This is a genomic window from Acinetobacter sp. TSRC1-2 (genome assembly GCF_049895885.1).
Classification (GTDB): domain Bacteria; phylum Pseudomonadota; class Gammaproteobacteria; order Pseudomonadales; family Moraxellaceae; genus Acinetobacter.
In genome coordinates, this window is the sequence record NZ_JAFCTF010000023.1 from 1 (window position 1) to 20,085 (window position 20,085).

Here is a 20,085-nt window from a genome sequence, read left to right on the forward strand (position 1 = left end):
CCTATTCATATGGGTCGATAAACCTATTCATATGGGTCGATAAACCTATTCATATGGGTCGATAAACCTATTCATATAGGTCGATAAACCTATTCATATATTTCCTATAAAGCCCTAAAATAAAGGTTTGTAGAGTGATTAAAAACATTAAAAACATTAAAAATAATTAAAAGCCCTGGCAAAGAAAAAATTGCCCTTGGTTTTCGCTAGGCTCAAACTCTATTGAATCTCGCTTTCGCTCGATTCGTCGGGGCAATTTTTTGGCTCATCTGGTTATGAATTTAAGAAAAAAAAAGCAAGATCAAAAGCAACTCAGAATTCGCTCCGCTCATAAAGCTTTTTCACTCGCTACGCTCGATCTAGAGTCCATCTTCTGCATTTGATCTATGTTCTTTTAGACTTCATAGACTAAAAAACGGTTTTTCGGGGAGTCTAGGCGCGAATTTAAGTGGATCGCTCGTAGACACTCGCTCTTTTAATACCTATTGAGTATCAAAAGCATAAATATGATTTTTATTGCTATCAATGCTAGAAGCCCATGAACTGCGTTTTTAGCGCTGATTAACTTTAAGACTGAGATTCCTATGGTTTAAATCTAAATTGCGTTTAAATGAGCGCTTATTGCGGTTTATACACCTTTTTTAGCAGTGCCTTATGAAACTCTTCTTGATTCATGTTGAAGGTTGGCAGTTTCTCTAGTGCAAGAAAGAATAGTTTTGAGGCTTTTAGGTGGTCTTGTGTCATTGCGAAGGCTTCCTGATAAAGGGCACTCTTTCGTATCTTTGTATGATAAAGAAGACTGTTGTTAATTCTAGATTCAATACTTTTTAAATTATTTGGACTAATCTCAAATTTGAAATTTTTCCAAATCGATAAGACTATGCCCCCCAATGCGTATTTAAGTTGATTCTCCGCATTGCGTTTCTTTTGGGCTTCAGTGAGCTCTTTGTTGGTTTTATTCAAAATATCGCGTTTATGTTCATTCTCTAAACGGATCCGGTTGTCTAGAGCCGCTTTTTCTATTTTTTGGTAAGACTCTAATGCTCGATCGAGGCGGAAGAATGTGTCTTGGTCTTGGTCTTTTTCAAGTAGCTGCAAAATTTCTATTTCATTGGCCAAAAGGTGTTGTTGGTTTCTTTGTTTAAGTTGGATTTGTGCGATCAACGACTGCCTTTGTTCAAACTGAATTTTTTCACGGTGGACTACTTTTAAAAAGCTGAGATCTTTTTCATCTAGTTCATAAAATTCTTTGCTATGAAGGAGTGAGGTTGCCTGCTTCTGATTTTTCTTTAGGTAGTCCAAATTCGTGAGAAATTTTTCTAATTCTGTCAGGTCTTGTATGGACAGGACTTTTGCAGGTCTTCCTCGTGTGGCCATCAAATGATGCTCCGTTCAAAAATAGGCGTAATTCTGATGGGTTTAGCTTAGCATATGCGTCACGGGAAAATATTTAAATAAATGTGGGAACATTTATTTAAATATTTAAGCTCGTTTCCGTGTTTCTAATTCGATATAATTACTACGCAATCATATCGAATTAGAAACACTTCTCCTCGTGCTCCGCAGGCTCTGCGAGACACCATAAATTTAAGGTAGAAAAATGTTCTATTGCAATCTGGAACACACAGCAAAAAAAGCCATTAAAACCCGATCGGGAAAAGTAAAAAATGCTCCCACCGCAAAAAACCGATTTCATTATCTTACCCGAACTTTGCATTTCAAAAATTATAAAGAAAGTGCGTCAGAGCAAATGGAGTTCGTGAGGTCGGGAAATATGCCGAATTTTGCTAAAGGAAAGCCGGCGGAATTCTGGGGAGCCGCAGATATTTATGAACGTAGTAATGGGCGAACCTGTTCCAGTTTAGTGGTGGCTTTTCCGAAAGAATTGAATCAGGCGCAGCGGATTGAATTGGCCGAGGCATTTGTTGTAGAGTTTGCTGATCGTTATCGCTATCCCTTTACCTGTGTTATTCACAATCATGCTGGTGCTTTGGCGGGTCAAGAGCAGCCGCATTTGCACTTTATGTACAGTGAACGCCATGTAGACGGCATTGAACGTACTGCTGAACAGTTCTTTAAGCGATATAACGCCCAGGATCCCCAGAAAGGAGGGGCCCAGAAATTAACAGCAGATGTTTTAGGCATGGGCAAGGCACAGTTACAGTTATACCGGCAGAAAACAGAAGAGCTGATTAATGACAGCCTAGAGCGCTACGCGCCGATGAAAATAGTGGAAATTCGAGGCATTCCAGTTGAAGTGCCAAGTTTGGTCAGCTGTTTGTCTAACAAGGACTACAATAAGAAGTACGGTACTCAGTTGCAAGATGTGCCGTTGATGAACAAGGCCGTGCGTTTTGCTCAAGAAGATGAACCAGAACTTTTTGCTAAAAAGCAGGAAATGGCTGCCGAAATTAATCGCATACGTGCTGAAAATTATCATGAGTTATATAAACCGTACTATGAACAAGAACTAAATAAACAAAGCCAGCTAGCACGAAAAAAACGACTTGAACATAATCCAGAACAATCTAAAGATTATGAGAATGGGCCTGATTTTTGGTAATTCCATACAAGAATAGTTTTATTCAAAGTATTGAAATCAAAATGCCTATTGCTGCATTTTTAGTTTCGTTGCTGAAATGAGAATAAGCACAGTTATTAAATAAAAATTTTAGCATTGTGGAACAAAGCGCATAAATTGCTGCTGAATATCTGAAAAATTTGCGTCTGGGTATTCTGCTAAATAATGTTCAGTCCAAAATAAAACAGCCTCATGCCCATCAAAAGAGGGATTCACATCTAGATAAAAAGCCAAACGCGTACTGCGTTGAATATAAAGCTCCTGGATTAACTGTAATCCTAGTTTTTTGGCTTTTACTGAGATAAAAATTTGAGGTTGAGTGAAGTAATTCATAAAAAATTCCGATACTAAGCATAGGCTTGATATGGATAGTTAAACACATAAAAATATGTGTTGTAAACATATTTTTATGTGTTTTTTAGCATTTTATGTAAAAAATAGCCTATGTTATACTCGTACTTTATTATTTGTTAAATTTGAATCTCATGCCTTACGAAGAATTCCATAGACTTATCGGTAAAGCGGGTCTTTCAATTAAAGAATTTGCTGAATTACTCGGAATGAGACCTAATTCTATTACTAATTATAATAAAGTTGGATTTGTACCCTCTCATTTAGCTGTGATCGTATCGCTTATCTCAACGATGAAGGACGAAGGATTTGATTTTTATCCTATCCTGGAAAAAGTACAGGCATATGAGAAAGCACGTATAGAAAGTCAATCTAAATAGAAAAAACTACGTTTGATTCTTTGGGCTATTGTTGATCAGAGGATACTACAGTGAAATCGAAGCTTATATAGGCGCTTTACATAAGAGACATTATGTAAACTTGGAGTACACCCTAAAGTAACGTTACATCTGTCTGTATCCGCAACCTAAAATCAATGTTTTAGAAGCCGTGGAACATTGATTTAGGTACGTTTAAAGCAAGTCTTAGATTTATACGTGACATAAAAAAAGCTTTACCTTGCAAAATCAGTGGTCTATTAATGACTATGACAGTCCAAGTCCGTTTTGATGATTTGTAAGTTTAAATAATATGTGATTTTAGTCACACTAACTTACAAGTTAGTGATGATATTCTAATTTTTGATGGTGAGTATTTAATCAATAAGTGGTTTAATCAGGCTCAGAATAACAATAAACAAATATAGATAGAGAAGGGCAGCAGTAAATTTAACTCTCTAATTCTTTGTTAGAAAAAAAATATCAAAGAAGTAAATAAAGAATTAGAGGGTTACGCTTTTCTTATCCAATTCACTACACTTTCCATTGTATAAATCATATGAAGCGCGGACACTAGATCCGCGCTTTTTTGACTTCGCATAAGAGATTTTATGTTAAATATTCATTTCTTAAATTAAGCCATTTCAAGATTTAAAATTTTTTCTACAATTCGTTCATAACATGGATTAGAGAAATCTTCTGATAGTAAGTTATTAATTAATGTTAAATAATTACATCTATCTTTTAAATGATTTTCCATTTTAGCCGTTTGTTGTTTAATATGTTTCCTTCTATTTTTTTCAATAACAGCTTGTGATTCACTAACAATTCTTAAGGATTCATTTTTTACTAAGTGATCTATAAAATATTTAAAAATTGAATCAATATATTCTTCTAAAATGTGACCATTTATATATTGATAAGCATTATTTTTATATAATCCCAGCTTTTCTTTTTCTAATTTAAATTCTTCTATTTTTTCTGGTAATAACAAGTGCTCATAATCTAATAGACTATTTTTGATATTTGAATCAATAATATCAAAAATAGAATTCACTATTGAAAAATTATCAAATTTAATATGACTTTTCTTTTTGTTTATATTAATAGCTTGGTTGATTTTAATATTTAAATCTGAATAATTAATAATTTCAGTTTCAACTAGATATGATATATTAATAATTGCATCATAGCATTTTGAAGAAAAAACTATTAAAAAATCACTTGGTTTGAATTTATGATCTATATTATATTTAATACAATTAGATATTAAATCTAATCTTTCATATCTATATAATAAACTTTCTCTGCTATAAAAAAATGTATGGAGGATATATTTATTATCTAATAATAGATTATTTTTCGTTTTAAATAAATAATCGAAATCACTATCTATTGCTATGATATGGTCATTAGATAGACTTGGAATTTTATCTAATAATACTTTTTTCCCTCTAGCATGAGGGTTTTTTGTGGAGCTAGCAGCTTTAATATCAAATTTTTTAGGTAAGTGTTTACTAAGCAAAAAATCCCAAAAAGGAATATCACTTTCATCTTCAACAAAGCATACCCCTTTTGAATTAAACCCATAAGCTTTTAAAAAAAAAGGAGAATTAATGATTTCTTTAAAACTATTGCTCATATGGTATTAAAATTTCTTTGATGTCTTTATAAGAATCCATCCAACCGTTCATAACGATTGCTGGACTATGTGTTACGATAATAATCTGCTGATTTGGATTTATTTCTAATATTTCACCAATTAATTTTTCTTGCCAAGACATATGTAAAGAAATTTCTGGTTCATCCATTAATAAAATTGATTTTTTAACTGAAGCATTAACTACCTTTAGAAAAATATATATTATTTGGCGTTCACCGCTTGAAAGATCTTTTAGTTTTAAAACCTCACCGCAAGATTTTTCAATAATTAAGTTGTTATCAAATTTTACAATTTTATTTGTTTCCTTGAAAAATATATTCAAGGTTCTAACCAACTTTTCTTTCAAGATTTTTGATTTGCTATGATTTCTTATTGTATTTATTTCTTCATGAATCTCTATATCTAAAATAGTTGATGTTTTTCCATCACTTAAATTAACTTTATTAATTGAGTTTGCATTCATATTAACAGTTGAGAAAAATTCCACATTTAGATTTAACTTATCTTTTTTATTGATAAATAATTCAGGATGTTTTTCTCTGATTTCAGTAGAAAATTTTGTATGGAAAATTCGATCTAATTTTCTATTTTTTTCAATAGAAAATGGACCATTTAGTACTTCAACTTTATTTTTACTTTCACTTACAACTGTCGATAGTATTTCCTTTGCTAATTTTTTTTTAGCATCTTTATCAACAAACATTTCTACTAAATTAAAAGAATTTCCTTTATTTATTAGTGGATTTGATATTTCTAGTTTTTTAATAATTTGATCAATAACATCTTCATCATTAATATCTAACTTAGATAATGGAGATTCTTTTATACCAATGAAATAAGAACTAGACTCAATCTCTTCATTAAAAGAGATATTACATGCATTGCATAACCATGATTCTTCTATTAAATTATTTTCTATTGTTGATTGTATTAGTTTTAATAATGTAGATTTCCCACTACCATTCTGTCCAACTAATACATTAATCTGATTTAAATTCCAATTTAAATCAGACTCTCCTAAAAAGTTGGAGATATGTATTTTGGAAATATGTAATTGCATGAATTAACTAAATTTTGATAATTAAGAATGTGATGAAGATTTTAGCTGATTTCTGATATGGTTTCTATATGAGTAGCAACTTAATATTTTTTATGCTTATTTAGTGCTAAGTTCCCCTACATTAATATAGTACGGATTATACGAAATGAGAGCCTACCACTCTCGTTTTTTTATTCTAAAACTGCTAAAATTATTATACGCCATTGACGTACTTTAACCTATGTTATTCATTGAAACCAGTATCTTTACCAAGCAAATCAAAGAGCTTGTGAGTGATGAAGAGTATCGTCAGCTCCAGCAAGATCTCTTGGTACAGCCTGATAGAGGCGACTTAATCAAGAATGGTGGCGGAATTCGTAAAGTACGCTGTGCTCAAGGCAATAAGGGTAAAAGTGGCGGTATCCGTGTGATCTATTATTGGGTCACAGAGGATGATCAGATCTTTTTCCTAGTGGCTTATCCAAAGTCTGTAAAAGATAATCTGACAGATAAAGAAACCTCGATCTTGCGTCAATTAGTGAAGGAGCAATTTCATGGATAACAACTTATTTGATGACCTGGTTGCTTCAATTAAAGAAGCTGGGGCTATCAAACGTAATGAGATAAAGACAAGTCGAGTCACAGAGCTTGAGTTACCGGATATTAAAGAGGTACGTGAGAAAACTGGCTTAACCCAGGCAGAGTTTGCTGCACGTTTGCATATCAGCGCGAGAACCCTCCAAAACTGGGAACAAGGCCGTCGCTATCCAACTGGTCCTGCAGCGACTTTAATTCGTATTCTAGATGCTCATCCAACTTTAATTTAAGAAGTTTAGATAATAAAAAACCCCAACATCCTGTCGGGGTTTTTCGTATTCCGTTCTTGGTACGACGTCCTGTTGTACCTCACATTCCTTGCGTTAGAACATAAAATTCCTTTTTACGTTCTGGAACATCCTGTTCCTGATGTATTAATCATATGAACTTTCAGGTATTAGAACTAGTAGCCATATACTGGAATTAATGTGAGAAAATGCTTACAAAGTTGGCTAAAAATTATCCCGGCTTTATCCTCGGAAATTGGGGATATTTTCTGCCCTGGGAAGAGCGGGAACATTGAAAAAAGTTTCAATTTGATTGAATAGTGATCAATTTTATTGGCGGAATATCTCAAAACAGTTTAAAAAAAAGCCGACTTGTTTCCAAGTCGGCTTTTGAGGGTTTGCGTCCCAATTTCTTATATCATAACTTTTTGAAATATAACACTATTTATTTTGCATTTCGTATAAGCTCTATTATGTTAAATAGCTTTAAATTTTGGTAGAAGATTCCAGTTTTTAGTTTGTTTTGTTTGTTTCCAATAAGAGATTTTATGTTAAATACTTATTTAAGACTAAATGAGATTACTTAAAGCAATTTTGAATGAGGAGACCAAAGCTATTTTTGGAATATTATTAGCATTAGAAATTTCCCTTAATGCATTTTGGATTCTTCAGGATGTAGTTTACTACTGCTCATAAAAACCTCGTTAATTAGCCATTTTATCTAACTAAAGAGTGTCTACAAAATCGGTGGCTATTCAAGAAATGCTAAGTGTTTAGCCCTATGAAGGACTAAAAAATGTATGTAATTAACTTAATTTCCTAGTTATTGGTCTGTATATAGAAAAAATTAGGGTTTTTACGCAATAAACACTAAATAAAATTTATATATTTTTATATAGTTGACACTTAGTTTATTAACTTTTTCGGAAAAGCTTGTGTCTATAACAATTTCTAATTATTTTTTTGACCAGCTAGGCAATGCAACAAATGTAGATACATTGTTTTTTAGTAATCTTTTAGCACAATATACTGAAAAAAATAAGAAAAATGTCTATCTGATTCATGCTCCTTTAGGAGATGAACGATATACGTATACATTTGATCATGGATTAGTAATTCTTTCCCCAAAACATAAAGTTACTTTCATAAATCTAGGATCAGAATTAAATGATTTTAATGATTATGTTTATGATTTTATGGAAGATTTAAGTGCAATTTCTATAAAATACAAATATAAAGACTTGATAGGACGTCCTCGACAGTGGAAGGATAACTTAGTAAGTATCATCAATTCAGTTGATAAAGCTTCATTAAATGATGATTATTTCACTAACTTATTTGAAAATATTAAGTTAGAGGGTAGTGTTGAACAAAGAAAAGTTGAGCTATTAATTTCTTTGTTAACTGGAAGTATTAATAATATCAATAGCTTAGTTCTTGATGTTGGTGATGCAGTTTTAGATAAAGTAAAACAAAAAATATTACTTTTTGATGGCCAACAAACTCGTTTTATTTACCAAAAAACAGATAAACCAGTTATAAGAATTCAAGGTCTTTCAGGTACGGGTAAAACAGAATTACTCTTACATAAATTGAAAGACCTTTATCTGAATCATGAAAAAAGCAGGATTATGTTTACGTGTCATAATAAAATTTTGGCACATAGTTTGAAACATCGTATTCCTGAGTTTTTTGACTTCATGAAAGTGGAGCAGCAGATTCAATGGAATGAGAGACTATGGTGTGTAAACGCTTGGGGAGCTGGATCTGATATACACTCAGGTGCTTATAGATATATATGTAATTTCTATAATCTAAAATTCCGTAGCTTTCAAAGAGGAGTTATGGATTTTAATTTGGCTTGTACATATGCCTTAAAAGAATTAGAAAATAGTGAATATCAAGACGATTTTGCTTTTGATTATATGTTAATTGATGAAAGCCAAGATTTTCCTCAAAGTTTTTTTGATTTATGTGCAAAAGTCACTAAGGAAATTATTTATATTGCTGGGGATATTTTCCAAAATATTTTTTCTTCGGAAAAAGCACAAACTGCACCAGACTATCTTTTAAGTAAATGTTATAGAACAGATCCTAAAACATTAATGTTTGCCCATGGATTAGGGATGGGATTATTTGAAAACTCAAAACTACAATGGCTAAACCATGAAGAATGGGAAATGTGCGGTTATAATGTTAAGGATGTTGGAGATAGAATTCATTTATCTCGAGATCCTTTAAGAAGATTTGAGGATATTAAAAATATTGATAGTATTGAATTAATTCCTTGCAAAGATGACTTCACTGGAGAAACTTCTCGAGTTGATCATACTATTCAAGTTATTCGCCAAATATTAAAAGAAAATACTACAGCTAAACCTCATGATATTGCTGTAATTACTACAGAAACAAATAACTATAGTTTCGATTTATTGTCACAATTAGAATATAAAATTGGAAAAGAACTTAACTTACAAGTTAATAAAGCCTATGACACCAGAAATGATAAACCGGATCAAATATTCTTAAGTACAAGAAATCACGTAAAAGGATTAGAGTTCCCATTTGTTATTTGTCACGTTACTAAAATTTCAGATAGTAGAAGTATTCGTAATGCTTTATATATGATCTTAACTAGATCATTTATAAAAACTTATTTATTATTTTCAGAAGATTTAAATCAGGAAATTTATCCTTCGTTGGTTGCTGGATTGGAAACTATTAAGGTGGAAGGAATTCTTGACGTTAAGATTCCATCAGATGTAGAAATAAACCATATTAAAGCTTCTATTTCTAAGATAGCTACAGGCTTATCCTTAGAAGATCAAATCATTAATATTCTTCGATCTATAGAAGTACAAGATGTACATTTTGACCGTATATTACATATGATCAAAGCTGCAGTTAGTGTTAATAATTCTTATGAATATGAATATGATGATCTATATAGCCTAACTATAGGTATTGCTAAAGCTGAAATTTCTAGAGGTTTAAAGAACTAGAATGAAGCATACTAGAGTTTATGAAATTTTAGATATTCATAAAGAGGATATTGTTACACCAATTATTAGGAATAAAGAGGATACATTAAAAGTTCTGTTAAAGTGTTGCAAGATCTTAATAACTCAGGATACAGTTCAAAGAATTGATCCTAAAAAAAATTATTTGATTCTTAAAGTATCTAAGATGTCTAGAATATTCATATCTGACACAGATAGAACTTATTCCTTACACTTTCCATTTTCAACATATGAAGACAGCAATAATCGTCTAATACTGAGATTATTAGAGGTATCTGACTTAATTATTAATAATTTAATTTTAGATGCTCTTTTATTTATCTTAGAATCTTTCGATTTTTCAAATCATAATTTATATGATTTACTTGATTTAATAACAAAATACCAATACTTAGAAGAGATTGATGAAGATATATCAACGTATGATCCATCTTCTGAAAAGCTTATAGAATTAGATGAATTATTAGAGAAAACTCTCTTTAATCTATTCTGCCATGAAGATGGATACTTTAGATATGATTATGATTTAGCAAATTTTAAGAAAGATACTCCTCACCTACATCCTAAATATCATATAGATTTTTTTTATTCTTCTAATCCAACATTTAAGTTAGGTTTTAAACAACGGCAACCTACTGAAGTAATAGTAGATATTGTTGATATAACTACTGATTGTATGTATCTACATGCTCCTTAGTCATATGAGCACTATATTTCTCTTATGGTGATATAACCCATTCTAAAACTCTATTCTTATAATTTTCTAGTGCTTGGATAGTGGGGATAGGATCTTTATTAAAACTATTGGTCAATATAGAGATGATAATATCACCATATATAATATTTATTATTAGTCTTTTTATCTCATTTATCAGGGTCATATTATCAACTTTCATATCTATACAGCCTTCTAATCCTTTTGTTAAAGAATGAGCAATTTCGTTTCTTGATTCTCTGGCTTTATGCAATATTTCAACTATTTGTTCGGGCAGTATGAATGTCTTAATACTAGTGTTAAGAGTACGATATTTAGATATAACTCTTTGAGCAAAATCCTTAAATCCTTCTTCATGAATACAAAAAATAGCTCCTAATTTAATATCCATCGCTTGGGATAAAGTTGTACACATGGAGTCAAATCTAGTTGCAATAATAAGACTCCGTCCAAGAACTCCATGTAAATAATCTGAATTTTCAGTTTTTTCAAAGTCATCTATGAATATATTTGGTGACATTTTTCATACCATTATTTAAATTTCCTAAAATTAACATAATGCACGTTATACGAAATGCTTTGATTTATCCCTTTTAAATCATAATCTTACCGTTTTTTAAAAAGCCCAAACATACCGTTCTGGGCTTTTTTGTTGATTCTTCACGTTCCACGTCTAATATTTAATCAAAGTTCCACGTTTTTAATTAGTACAACTAAACACGTCACTTAACCATTTGGCAAGAAAAACCGGCTCAGAAAGCCCCTTTTCGGTGGCTCAGGTTCAACGTGCTCCGGCACTAGAATGCGCTTCTTTTCACTCGCTTCTGATTCTTTCTGCGGAATGGCGATAACTTGTTTTTTTTCCTCTGCTATCTGCTCAGCCTGATTAGGCTCTGGGTCGACAGACGTAGGGATATGAGGTTTTGGTGCCTCTAATAAGCGTTGCATCGTTTCAATTTGATTCTGATAGAACGATTCTCTATCTTTTGCATCATCAAGCTGATTTTTCAGTATATCTATCTGCTGTCTAAGCAGTAAAACTTCTGCCGAATTTGGACTGTCCACTTTTACAGGTGCTTTTACATCCTGTTTTCTAATAGGCTCACCAAATACTCGAATAGCCTCAGCTAAATCAATTTTGTTATCAGAGTTTTTACTTAAAATTCCTTTATTTATATGATTATAAATTGTTTGTCTATTTATGCTGTAAAGCTTCGATAATTCAAGAACTGAAAGACTCTTCATGGTGTAAAACTATGCCTAATCTTGTCAAAAGTTGTTGTCTATTAGACTGTCTAATAGACAAATGATCAAGCCTATAATTTATGCAGCTTTAAAACCAACTTTTTGAAGATAAGGGTGTAATTCTTGAAATTTAGTAGGATCTTGAAGCATCTCTGCAATGCGTATAGCAAACTGTGGATAGCTTTCAGTACCCTGAGAGTATTTCCCCATTTCAGGTAATTCCGAAAGTTTATTAGCAAATAAGTGACGTTGAGCACCTGTCATTTTTGAGAAAGCATCTAAGGTGTTTGGATCTCTCTTACTTTCGATATGCTGATGAGTTAATTTCTTCTGTTTAAAGCTGAATGAAAAACCTGAAATAGAGCGTCCTTTTTTATGCTGCTGATATTTAGCTGTGATATCAGTAAATTTATTTACTTGTTCTAATGCAAACTCTAAAACATAGCTCTTAAAGTTACTCATAGTTTTATATTGATGCTCTTCAACACCAAGCTGCTGTCGAAAAATACTTAAATTAAAGACAGGTGTTTTGCCAGTGGATCGCCACTGAATGAGTAATTCGTATAGTCTAATAGCATAAGCGCTAGTTAGTTTTGCGACTTGCTGTAACTCATATTTGGTGAAATTCTCTTCAAGTCGCGTAATTAAGGGAACAATTTCTTGAGTAAAACGTAGATAAATGATTCCAGATTGTTGTTCATATCCAATTTTATCAACCCAGCGGCAGTGGAAGCTTCGATCTTTTCCTGTTTTAGGATTAACATCATGATAAGTAACATAACGATCAAATAAGCTTTTAGAAGCATTTCTCAGCACTGTATATGCAGTATGCTTTTCTACATTAAAGGTATTGATATAGCTATTTGCGTGAATCTCTAACAAACTATTTTCTGTGATTCCATGTCCTGTTTCTCTTGCTTCAGCAATCGCTAAAAGAATGAGACGTTGTTCGACTGTGTCTAATGTATAGCTCGCTTGGACAAGAGCATTATCTTTTACGACTTCTGTTTTCATTTCTAATAATTAATTTTAAAACTAGTTGATAGAATAGCCTATTTAAATAGCCTATTCAACACACTCGGCTATTTTAATAAAAAATAATTTATCTCATTGATTTAGATTGTTTTAGTTGGATCTATAAACCTATTCATACAGTTGGTATGTATGATTGAAAAGTATCAATTCATACAGTTGATACATGTGATTTAAAGGGATTAACTCATGTAATTGGTACATATAATTGAAAGGGATTAGAAGGTCGATAAACCTATTCATATGGGTCGATAAACCTATTCATATGGGTCGATAAACCTATTCATATGGGTCGATAAACCTATTCATATGGGTCGATAAACCTATTCATATAGGTCGATAAACCTATTCATATATTTCCTATAAAGCCCTAAAATAAAGGTTTGTAGAGTGATTAAAAACATTAAAAACATTAAAAATAATTAAAAGCCCTGGCAAAGAAAAAATTGCCCTTGGTTTTCGCTAGGCTCAAACTCTATTGAATCTCGCTTTCGCTCGATTCGTCGGGGCAATTTTTTGGCTCATCTGGTTATGAATTTAAGAAAAAAAAAGCAAGATCAAAAGCAACTCAGAATTCGCTCCGCTCATAAAGCTTTTTCACTCGCTACGCTCGATCTAGAGTCCATCTTCTGCATTTGATCTATGTTCTTTTAGACTTCATAGACTAAAAAACGGTTTTTCGGGGAGTCTAGGCGCGAATTTAAGTGGATCGCTCGTAGACACTCGCTCTTTTAATACCTATTGAGTATCAAAAGCATAAATATGATTTTTATTGCTATCAATGCTAGAAGCCCATGAACTGCGTTTTTAGCGCTGATTAACTTTAAGACTGAGATTCCTATGGTTTAAATCTAAATTGCGTTTAAATGAGCGCTTATTGCGGTTTATACACCTTTTTTAGCAGTGCCTTATGAAACTCTTCTTGATTCATGTTGAAGGTTGGCAGTTTCTCTAGTGCAAGAAAGAATAGTTTTGAGGCTTTTAGGTGGTCTTGTGTCATTGCGAAGGCTTCCTGATAAAGGGCACTCTTTCGTATCTTTGTATGATAAAGAAGACTGTTGTTAATTCTAGATTCAATACTTTTTAAATTATTTGGACTAATCTCAAATTTGAAATTTTTCCAAATCGATAAGACTATGCCCCCCAATGCGTATTTAAGTTGATTCTCCGCATTGCGTTTCTTTTGGGCTTCAGTGAGCTCTTTGTTGGTTTTATTCAAAATATCGCGTTTATGTTCATTCTCTAAACGGATCCGGTTGTCTAGAGCCGCTTTTTCTATTTTTTGGTAAGACTCTAATGCTCGATCGAGGCGGAAGAATGTGTCTTGGTCTTGGTCTTTTTCAAGTAGCTGCAAAATTTCTATTTCATTGGCCAAAAGGTGTTGTTGGTTTCTTTGTTTAAGTTGGATTTGTGCGATCAACGACTGCCTTTGTTCAAACTGAATTTTTTCACGGTGGACTACTTTTAAAAAGCTGAGATCTTTTTCATCTAGTTCATAAAATTCTTTGCTATGAAGGAGTGAGGTTGCCTGCTTCTGATTTTTCTTTAGGTAGTCCAAATTCGTGAGAAATTTTTCTAATTCTGTCAGGTCTTGTATGGACAGGACTTTTGCAGGTCTTCCTCGTGTGGCCATCAAATGATGCTCCGTTCAAAAATAGGCGTAATTCTGATGGGTTTAGCTTAGCATATGCGTCACGGGAAAATATTTAAATAAATGTGGGAACATTTATTTAAATATTTAAGCTCGTTTCCGTGTTTCTAATTCGATATAATTACTACGCAATCATATCGAATTAGAAACACTTCTCCTCGTGCTCCGCAGGCTCTGCGAGACACCATAAATTTAAGGTAGAAAAATGTTCTATTGCAATCTGGAACACACAGCAAAAAAAGCCATTAAAACCCGATCGGGAAAAGTAAAAAATGCTCCCACCGCAAAAAACCGATTTCATTATCTTACCCGAACTTTGCATTTCAAAAATTATAAAGAAAGTGCGTCAGAGCAAATGGAGTTCGTGAGGTCGGGAAATATGCCGAATTTTGCTAAAGGAAAGCCGGCGGAATTCTGGGGAGCCGCAGATATTTATGAACGTAGTAATGGGCGAACCTGTTCCAGTTTAGTGGTGGCTTTTCCGAAAGAATTGAATCAGGCGCAGCGGATTGAATTGGCCGAGGCATTTGTTGTAGAGTTTGCTGATCGTTATCGCTATCCCTTTACCTGTGTTATTCACAATCATGCTGGTGCTTTGGCGGGTCAAGAGCAGCCGCATTTGCACTTTATGTACAGTGAACGCCATGTAGACGGCATTGAACGTACTGCTGAACAGTTCTTTAAGCGATATAACGCCCAGGATCCCCAGAAAGGAGGGGCCCAGAAATTAACAGCAGATGTTTTAGGCATGGGCAAGGCACAGTTACAGTTATACCGGCAGAAAACAGAAGAGCTGATTAATGACAGCCTAGAGCGCTACGCGCCGATGAAAATAGTGGAAATTCGAGGCATTCCAGTTGAAGTGCCAAGTTTGGTCAGCTGTTTGTCTAACAAGGACTACAATAAGAAGTACGGTACTCAGTTGCAAGATGTGCCGTTGATGAACAAGGCCGTGCGTTTTGCTCAAGAAGATGAACCAGAACTTTTTGCTAAAAAGCAGGAAATGGCTGCCGAAATTAATCGCATACGTGCTGAAAATTATCATGAGTTATATAAACCGTACTATGAACAAGAACTAAATAAACAAAGCCAGCTAGCACGAAAAAAACGACTTGAACATAATCCAGAACAATCTAAAGATTATGAGAATGGGCCTGATTTTTGGTAATTCCATACAAGAATAGTTTTATTCAAAGTATTGAAATCAAAATGCCTATTGCTGCATTTTTAGTTTCGTTGCTGAAATGAGAATAAGCACAGTTATTAAATAAAAATTTTAGCATTGTGGAACAAAGCGCATAAATTGCTGCTGAATATCTGAAAAATTTGCGTCTGGGTATTCTGCTAAATAATGTTCAGTCCAAAATAAAACAGCCTCATGCCCATCAAAAGAGGGATTCACATCTAGATAAAAAGCCAAACGCGTACTGCGTTGAATATAAAGCTCCTGGATTAACTGTAATCCTAGTTTTTTGGCTTTTACTGAGATAAAAATTTGAGGTTGAGTGAAGTAATTCATAAAAAATTCCGATACTAAGCATAGGCTTGATATGGATAGTTAAACACATAAAAATATGTGTTGTAAACATATTTTTATGTGTTTTTTAGCATTTTATGTAAAAAATAGCCTATGTTATACTCGTACTTTATTATTTGTTAAATTTGAATCTCATGCCTTACGAAGAATTCCATAGACTTATCGGTAAAGCGGGTCTTTCAATTAAAGAATTTGCTGAATTACTCGGAATGAGACCTAATTCTATTACTAATTATAATAAAGTTGGATTTGTACCCTCTCATTTAGCTGTGATCGTATCGCTTATCTCAACGATGAAGGACGAAGGATTTGATTTTTATCCTATCCTGGAAAAAGTACAGGCATATGAGAAAGCACGTATAGAAAGTCAATCTAAATAGAAAAAACTACGTTTGATTCTTTGGGCTATTGTTGATCAGAGGATACTACAGTGAAATCGAAGCTTATATAGGCGCTTTACATAAGAGACATTATGTAAACTTGGAGTACACCCTAAAGTAACGTTACATCTGTCTGTATCCGCAACCTAAAATCAATGTTTTAGAAGCCGTGGAACATTGATTTAGGTACGTTTAAAGCAAGTCTTAGATTTATACGTGACATAAAAAAAGCTTTACCTTGCAAAATCAGTGGTCTATTAATGACTATGACAGTCCAAGTCCGTTTTGATGATTTGTAAGTTTAAATAATATGTGATTTTAGTCACACTAACTTACAAGTTAGTGATGATATTCTAATTTTTGATGGTGAGTATTTAATCAATAAGTGGTTTAATCAGGCTCAGAATAACAATAAACAAATATAGATAGAGAAGGGCAGCAGTAAATTTAACTCTCTAATTCTTTGTTAGAAAAAAAATATCAAAGAAGTAAATAAAGAATTAGAGGGTTACGCTTTTCTTATCCAATTCACTACACTTTCCATTGTATAAATCATATGAAGCGCGGACACTAGATCCGCGCTTTTTTGACTTCGCATAAGAGATTTTATGTTAAATATTCATTTCTTAAATTAAGCCATTTCAAGATTTAAAATTTTTTCTACAATTCGTTCATAACATGGATTAGAGAAATCTTCTGATAGTAAGTTATTAATTAATGTTAAATAATTACATCTATCTTTTAAATGATTTTCCATTTTAGCCGTTTGTTGTTTAATATGTTTCCTTCTATTTTTTTCAATAACAGCTTGTGATTCACTAACAATTCTTAAGGATTCATTTTTTACTAAGTGATCTATAAAATATTTAAAAATTGAATCAATATATTCTTCTAAAATGTGACCATTTATATATTGATAAGCATTATTTTTATATAATCCCAGCTTTTCTTTTTCTAATTTAAATTCTTCTATTTTTTCTGGTAATAACAAGTGCTCATAATCTAATAGACTATTTTTGATATTTGAATCAATAATATCAAAAATAGAATTCACTATTGAAAAATTATCAAATTTAATATGACTTTTCTTTTTGTTTATATTAATAGCTTGGTTGATTTTAATATTTAAATCTGAATAATTAATAATTTCAGTTTCAACTAGATATGATATATTAATAATTGCATCATAGCATTTTGAAGAAAAAACTATTAAAAAATCACTTGGTTTGAATTTATGATCTATATTATATTTAATACAATTAGATATTAAATCTAATCTTTCATATCTATATAATAAACTTTCTCTGCTATAAAAAAATGTATGGAGGATATATTTATTATCTAATAATAGATTATTTTTCGTTTTAAATAAATAATCGAAATCACTATCTATTGCTATGATATGGTCATTAGATAGACTTGGAATTTTATCTAATAATACTTTTTTCCCTCTAGCATGAGGGTTTTTTGTGGAGCTAGCAGCTTTAATATCAAATTTTTTAGGTAAGTGTTTACTAAGCAAAAAATCCCAAAAAGGAATATCACTTTCATCTTCAACAAAGCATACCCCTTTTGAATTAAACCCATAAGCTTTTAAAAAAAAAGGAGAATTAATGATTTCTTTAAAACTATTGCTCATATGGTATTAAAATTTCTTTGATGTCTTTATAAGAATCCATCCAACCGTTCATAACGATTGCTGGACTATGTGTTACGATAATAATCTGCTGATTTGGATTTATTTCTAATATTTCACCAATTAATTTTTCTTGCCAAGACATATGTAAAGAAATTTCTGGTTCATCCATTAATAAAATTGATTTTTTAACTGAAGCATTAACTACCTTTAGAAAAATATATATTATTTGGCGTTCACCGCTTGAAAGATCTTTTAGTTTTAAAACCTCACCGCAAGATTTTTCAATAATTAAGTTGTTATCAAATTTTACAATTTTATTTGTTTCCTTGAAAAATATATTCAAGGTTCTAACCAACTTTTCTTTCAAGATTTTTGATTTGCTATGATTTCTTATTGTATTTATTTCTTCATGAATCTCTATATCTAAAATAGTTGATGTTTTTCCATCACTTAAATTAACTTTATTAATTGAGTTTGCATTCATATTAACAGTTGAGAAAAATTCCACATTTAGATTTAACTTATCTTTTTTATTGATAAATAATTCAGGATGTTTTTCTCTGATTTCAGTAGAAAATTTTGTATGGAAAATTCGATCTAATTTTCTATTTTTTTCAATAGAAAATGGACCATTTAGTACTTCAACTTTATTTTTACTTTCACTTACAACTGTCGATAGTATTTCCTTTGCTAATTTTTTTTTAGCATCTTTATCAACAAACATTTCTACTAAATTAAAAGAATTTCCTTTATTTATTAGTGGATTTGATATTTCTAGTTTTTTAATAATTTGATCAATAACATCTTCATCATTAATATCTAACTTAGATAATGGAGATTCTTTTATACCAATGAAATAAGAACTAGACTCAATCTCTTCATTAAAAGAGATATTACATGCATTGCATAACCATGATTCTTCTATTAAATTATTTTCTATTGTTGATTGTATTAGTTTTAATAATGTAGATTTCCCACTACCATTCTGTCCAACTAATACATTAATCTGATTTAAATTCCAATTTAAATCAGACTCTCCTAAAAAGTTGGAGATATGTATTTTGGAAATATGTAATTGCATGAATTAACTAAATTTTGATAATTAAGAATGTGATGAAGATTTTAGCTGATTTCTGATATGGTTTCTATATGAGTAGCAACTTAATATTTTTTATGCTTATTTAGTGCTAAGTTCCCCTACATTAATATAGTACGGATTATACGAAATGAGAGCCTACCACTCTCGTTTTTTTATTCTAAAACTGCTAAAATTATTATACGCCATTGACGTACTTTAACCTATGTTATTCATTGAAACCAGTATCTTTACCAAGCAAATCAAAGAGCTTGTGAGTGATGAAGAGTATCGTCAGCTCCAGCAAGATCTCTTGGTACAGCCTGATAGAGGCGACTTAATCAAGAATGGTGGCGGAATTCGTAAAGTACGCTGTGCTCAAGGCAATAAGGGTAAAAGTGGCGGTATCCGTGTGATCTATTATTGGGTCACAGAGGATGATCAGATCTTTTTCCTAGTGGCTTATCCAAAGTCTGTAAAAGATAATCTGACAGATAAAGAAACCTCGATCTTGCGTCAATTAGTGAAGGAGCAATTTCATGGATAACAACTTATTTGATGACCTGGTTGCTTCAATTAAAGAAGCTGGGGCTATCAAACGTAATGAGATAAAGACAAGTCGAGTCACAGAGCTTGAGTTACCGGATATTAAAGAGGTACGTGAGAAAACTGGCTTAACCCAGGCAGAGTTTGCTGCACGTTTGCATATCAGCGCGAGAACCCTCCAAAACTGGGAACAAGGCCGTCGCTATCCAACTGGTCCTGCAGCGACTTTAATTCGTATTCTAGATGCTCATCCAACTTTAATTTAAGAAGTTTAGATAATAAAAAACCCCAACATCCTGTCGGGGTTTTTCGTATTCCGTTCTTGGTACGACGTCCTGTTGTACCTCACATTCCTTGCGTTAGAACATAAAATTCCTTTTTACGTTCTGGAACATCCTGTTCCTGATGTA

The 20,085-nt window shown here is 32.1% G+C and carries 21 protein-coding genes; 10 read left to right on the forward strand and 11 right to left on the reverse strand.

All coding sequences use genetic code 11. The features are described 5' to 3' along the window. Positions 1-618: 618 nt before the first annotated feature. Positions 619-1,377, reverse strand: coding sequence for a hypothetical protein (locus ACP69Y_RS16075; RefSeq protein WP_425919449.1), 759 nt, complete (start codon positions 1,375-1,377; stop codon positions 619-621). Positions 1,378-1,600: 223 nt separating this feature from the next. Here ACP69Y_RS16075 and ACP69Y_RS16080 point away from each other — a divergent pair, with 223 nt between their 5' ends. Continuing rightward, positions 1,601-2,563 (forward strand): MobA/MobL family protein, encoded by a 963-nt coding sequence (locus tag ACP69Y_RS16080; RefSeq protein WP_425919451.1) that lies wholly within the window; start codon positions 1,601-1,603, stop codon positions 2,561-2,563. A 108-nt stretch (positions 2,564-2,671) separates the two neighbouring features. Here ACP69Y_RS16080 and ACP69Y_RS16085 read toward each other — a convergent pair whose 3' ends face one another. Next, positions 2,672-2,914: a hypothetical protein gene (locus tag ACP69Y_RS16085; RefSeq protein ID WP_425919452.1), complete on the reverse strand. Its 243-nt coding sequence runs from the start codon at positions 2,912-2,914 to the stop codon at positions 2,672-2,674. Positions 2,915-3,066: 152 nt separating this feature from the next. Between ACP69Y_RS16085 and ACP69Y_RS16090 the strand changes: the two genes are divergently transcribed. Continuing rightward, entirely contained in the window at positions 3,067-3,312 is a 246-nt protein-coding gene (locus tag ACP69Y_RS16090; protein WP_006582672.1) for a helix-turn-helix domain-containing protein, read from the forward strand. A 631-nt stretch (positions 3,313-3,943) separates the two neighbouring features. On the opposite strand, the gene ACP69Y_RS16095 is transcribed toward ACP69Y_RS16090, so the two are convergent. Both ACP69Y_RS16095 and ACP69Y_RS16100 read right to left on the reverse strand, forming a co-directional pair. Then, positions 3,944-4,951 carry a hypothetical protein gene (locus ACP69Y_RS16095; RefSeq protein WP_425919453.1) on the reverse strand — a complete coding sequence of 336 codons (1,008 nt, stop codon included), beginning with the start codon at positions 4,949-4,951 and terminating at the stop codon, positions 3,944-3,946. Beyond that, entirely contained in the window at positions 4,941-6,032 is a 1,092-nt protein-coding gene (locus ACP69Y_RS16100) for an AAA family ATPase (RefSeq protein ID WP_425919454.1), read from the reverse strand. Before ACP69Y_RS16100 ends, ACP69Y_RS16095 begins: the two co-directional genes overlap by 11 nt. 220 nt (positions 6,033-6,252) lie before the next feature. Between ACP69Y_RS16100 and ACP69Y_RS16105 the strand changes: the two genes are divergently transcribed. The 4 genes from ACP69Y_RS16105 (at position 6,253) to ACP69Y_RS16120 (ending at position 10,552) form a co-directional block, all read left to right on the forward strand. Beyond that, complete coding sequence (locus ACP69Y_RS16105; RefSeq protein WP_016807108.1) at positions 6,253-6,573, forward strand: type II toxin-antitoxin system RelE/ParE family toxin; 321 nt, start codon at positions 6,253-6,255, stop codon at positions 6,571-6,573. Beyond that, complete coding sequence (gene nadS, locus ACP69Y_RS16110; protein WP_425919455.1) at positions 6,566-6,838, forward strand: NadS family protein; 273 nt, start codon at positions 6,566-6,568, stop codon at positions 6,836-6,838. Before ACP69Y_RS16105 ends, nadS (ACP69Y_RS16110) begins: the two co-directional genes overlap by 8 nt. A gap of 932 nt (positions 6,839-7,770) precedes the next feature. Continuing rightward, entirely contained in the window at positions 7,771-9,837 is a 2,067-nt protein-coding gene (locus ACP69Y_RS16115; protein ID WP_425919457.1) for a DEAD/DEAH box helicase, read from the forward strand. Between the two features lies 1 nt (position 9,838). Further along, a complete protein-coding gene (locus ACP69Y_RS16120; RefSeq protein WP_425919458.1) occupies positions 9,839-10,552 on the forward strand; it encodes a hypothetical protein in 714 nt (237 codons plus the stop codon). Between the two features lie 22 nt (positions 10,553-10,574). Here the strand turns inward: ACP69Y_RS16120 and ACP69Y_RS16125 are convergent, their stop codons facing one another. From ACP69Y_RS16125 to ACP69Y_RS16140, 4 genes are all read right to left on the reverse strand, one after another. Next, positions 10,575-11,090, reverse strand: coding sequence for a hypothetical protein (locus tag ACP69Y_RS16125; protein ID WP_425919459.1), 516 nt, complete (start codon positions 11,088-11,090; stop codon positions 10,575-10,577). A 206-nt stretch (positions 11,091-11,296) separates the two neighbouring features. Continuing rightward, positions 11,297-11,815, reverse strand: a complete 519-nt coding sequence (locus tag ACP69Y_RS16130; RefSeq protein WP_425919460.1) for a plasmid replication DNA-binding protein — start codon at positions 11,813-11,815, stop codon at positions 11,297-11,299. Positions 11,816-11,893: 78 nt separating this feature from the next. Further along, a complete protein-coding gene (repM, locus tag ACP69Y_RS16135; RefSeq protein ID WP_425919461.1) occupies positions 11,894-12,829 on the reverse strand; it encodes a replication initiation protein RepM in 936 nt (311 codons plus the stop codon). Between the two features lie 892 nt (positions 12,830-13,721). Further along, positions 13,722-14,480 carry a hypothetical protein gene (locus ACP69Y_RS16140; RefSeq protein WP_425919449.1) on the reverse strand — a complete coding sequence of 253 codons (759 nt, stop codon included), beginning with the start codon at positions 14,478-14,480 and terminating at the stop codon, positions 13,722-13,724. A 223-nt stretch (positions 14,481-14,703) separates the two neighbouring features. Here ACP69Y_RS16140 and ACP69Y_RS16145 point away from each other — a divergent pair, with 223 nt between their 5' ends. After that, positions 14,704-15,666, forward strand: coding sequence for a MobA/MobL family protein (locus ACP69Y_RS16145; protein ID WP_425919451.1), 963 nt, complete (start codon positions 14,704-14,706; stop codon positions 15,664-15,666). A 108-nt stretch (positions 15,667-15,774) separates the two neighbouring features. Here the strand turns inward: ACP69Y_RS16145 and ACP69Y_RS16150 are convergent, their stop codons facing one another. Then, on the reverse strand, positions 15,775-16,017 hold the full coding sequence (locus ACP69Y_RS16150) for a hypothetical protein (RefSeq protein WP_425919452.1): 243 nt from the start codon (positions 16,015-16,017) through the stop codon (positions 15,775-15,777). A 152-nt stretch (positions 16,018-16,169) separates the two neighbouring features. Between ACP69Y_RS16150 and ACP69Y_RS16155 the strand changes: the two genes are divergently transcribed. Further along, entirely contained in the window at positions 16,170-16,415 is a 246-nt protein-coding gene (locus ACP69Y_RS16155; RefSeq protein ID WP_006582672.1) for a helix-turn-helix domain-containing protein, read from the forward strand. A 631-nt stretch (positions 16,416-17,046) separates the two neighbouring features. Here the strand turns inward: ACP69Y_RS16155 and ACP69Y_RS16160 are convergent. Continuing rightward, positions 17,047-18,054, reverse strand: coding sequence for a hypothetical protein (locus ACP69Y_RS16160; protein WP_425919453.1), 1,008 nt, complete (start codon positions 18,052-18,054; stop codon positions 17,047-17,049). Next, on the reverse strand, positions 18,044-19,135 hold the full coding sequence (locus tag ACP69Y_RS16165; protein WP_425919454.1) for an AAA family ATPase: 1,092 nt from the start codon (positions 19,133-19,135) through the stop codon (positions 18,044-18,046). The genes ACP69Y_RS16160 and ACP69Y_RS16165 overlap by 11 nt, the downstream gene beginning before the upstream one ends. Positions 19,136-19,355: 220 nt before the next feature. On the opposite strand from ACP69Y_RS16165, the gene ACP69Y_RS16170 reads away from it, so the two are divergent. Both ACP69Y_RS16170 and nadS (ACP69Y_RS16175) read left to right on the forward strand, forming a co-directional pair. Continuing rightward, positions 19,356-19,676, forward strand: a complete 321-nt coding sequence (locus ACP69Y_RS16170; RefSeq protein WP_016807108.1) for a type II toxin-antitoxin system RelE/ParE family toxin — start codon at positions 19,356-19,358, stop codon at positions 19,674-19,676. Beyond that, positions 19,669-19,941, forward strand: a complete 273-nt coding sequence (gene nadS / locus ACP69Y_RS16175; RefSeq protein ID WP_425919455.1) for a NadS family protein — start codon at positions 19,669-19,671, stop codon at positions 19,939-19,941. Before ACP69Y_RS16170 ends, nadS (ACP69Y_RS16175) begins: the two co-directional genes overlap by 8 nt. Positions 19,942-20,085: the final 144 nt, after the last annotated feature.

Coding starts and splice junctions, on each gene's coding strand:
- ACP69Y_RS16080 (WP_425919451.1), top strand. CDS start 1,601: ATGTTCTATTGCAATCTGGAACACACAGCAAAAAAAGCCATTAAAACC.
- ACP69Y_RS16125 (WP_425919459.1), bottom strand. CDS start 11,090: ATGTCACCAAATATATTCATAGATGACTTTGAAAAAACTGAAAATTCA.
- ACP69Y_RS16165 (WP_425919454.1), bottom strand. CDS start 19,135: ATGCAATTACATATTTCCAAAATACATATCTCCAACTTTTTAGGAGAG.
- ACP69Y_RS16120 (WP_425919458.1), top strand. CDS start 9,839: ATGAAGCATACTAGAGTTTATGAAATTTTAGATATTCATAAAGAGGAT.
- ACP69Y_RS16090 (WP_006582672.1), top strand. CDS start 3,067: ATGCCTTACGAAGAATTCCATAGACTTATCGGTAAAGCGGGTCTTTCA.
- ACP69Y_RS16100 (WP_425919454.1), bottom strand. CDS start 6,032: ATGCAATTACATATTTCCAAAATACATATCTCCAACTTTTTAGGAGAG.
- ACP69Y_RS16170 (WP_016807108.1), top strand. CDS start 19,356: ATGTTATTCATTGAAACCAGTATCTTTACCAAGCAAATCAAAGAGCTT.
- ACP69Y_RS16145 (WP_425919451.1), top strand. CDS start 14,704: ATGTTCTATTGCAATCTGGAACACACAGCAAAAAAAGCCATTAAAACC.
- ACP69Y_RS16160 (WP_425919453.1), bottom strand. CDS start 18,054: ATGAGCAATAGTTTTAAAGAAATCATTAATTCTCCTTTTTTTTTAAAA.
- repM (WP_425919461.1), bottom strand. CDS start 12,829: ATGAAAACAGAAGTCGTAAAAGATAATGCTCTTGTCCAAGCGAGCTAT.
- ACP69Y_RS16140 (WP_425919449.1), bottom strand. CDS start 14,480: ATGGCCACACGAGGAAGACCTGCAAAAGTCCTGTCCATACAAGACCTG.
- nadS (WP_425919455.1), top strand. CDS start 6,566: ATGGATAACAACTTATTTGATGACCTGGTTGCTTCAATTAAAGAAGCT.
- ACP69Y_RS16150 (WP_425919452.1), bottom strand. CDS start 16,017: ATGAATTACTTCACTCAACCTCAAATTTTTATCTCAGTAAAAGCCAAA.
- nadS (WP_425919455.1), top strand. CDS start 19,669: ATGGATAACAACTTATTTGATGACCTGGTTGCTTCAATTAAAGAAGCT.
- ACP69Y_RS16095 (WP_425919453.1), bottom strand. CDS start 4,951: ATGAGCAATAGTTTTAAAGAAATCATTAATTCTCCTTTTTTTTTAAAA.
- ACP69Y_RS16085 (WP_425919452.1), bottom strand. CDS start 2,914: ATGAATTACTTCACTCAACCTCAAATTTTTATCTCAGTAAAAGCCAAA.
- ACP69Y_RS16155 (WP_006582672.1), top strand. CDS start 16,170: ATGCCTTACGAAGAATTCCATAGACTTATCGGTAAAGCGGGTCTTTCA.
- ACP69Y_RS16130 (WP_425919460.1), bottom strand. CDS start 11,815: ATGAAGAGTCTTTCAGTTCTTGAATTATCGAAGCTTTACAGCATAAAT.
- ACP69Y_RS16105 (WP_016807108.1), top strand. CDS start 6,253: ATGTTATTCATTGAAACCAGTATCTTTACCAAGCAAATCAAAGAGCTT.
- ACP69Y_RS16075 (WP_425919449.1), bottom strand. CDS start 1,377: ATGGCCACACGAGGAAGACCTGCAAAAGTCCTGTCCATACAAGACCTG.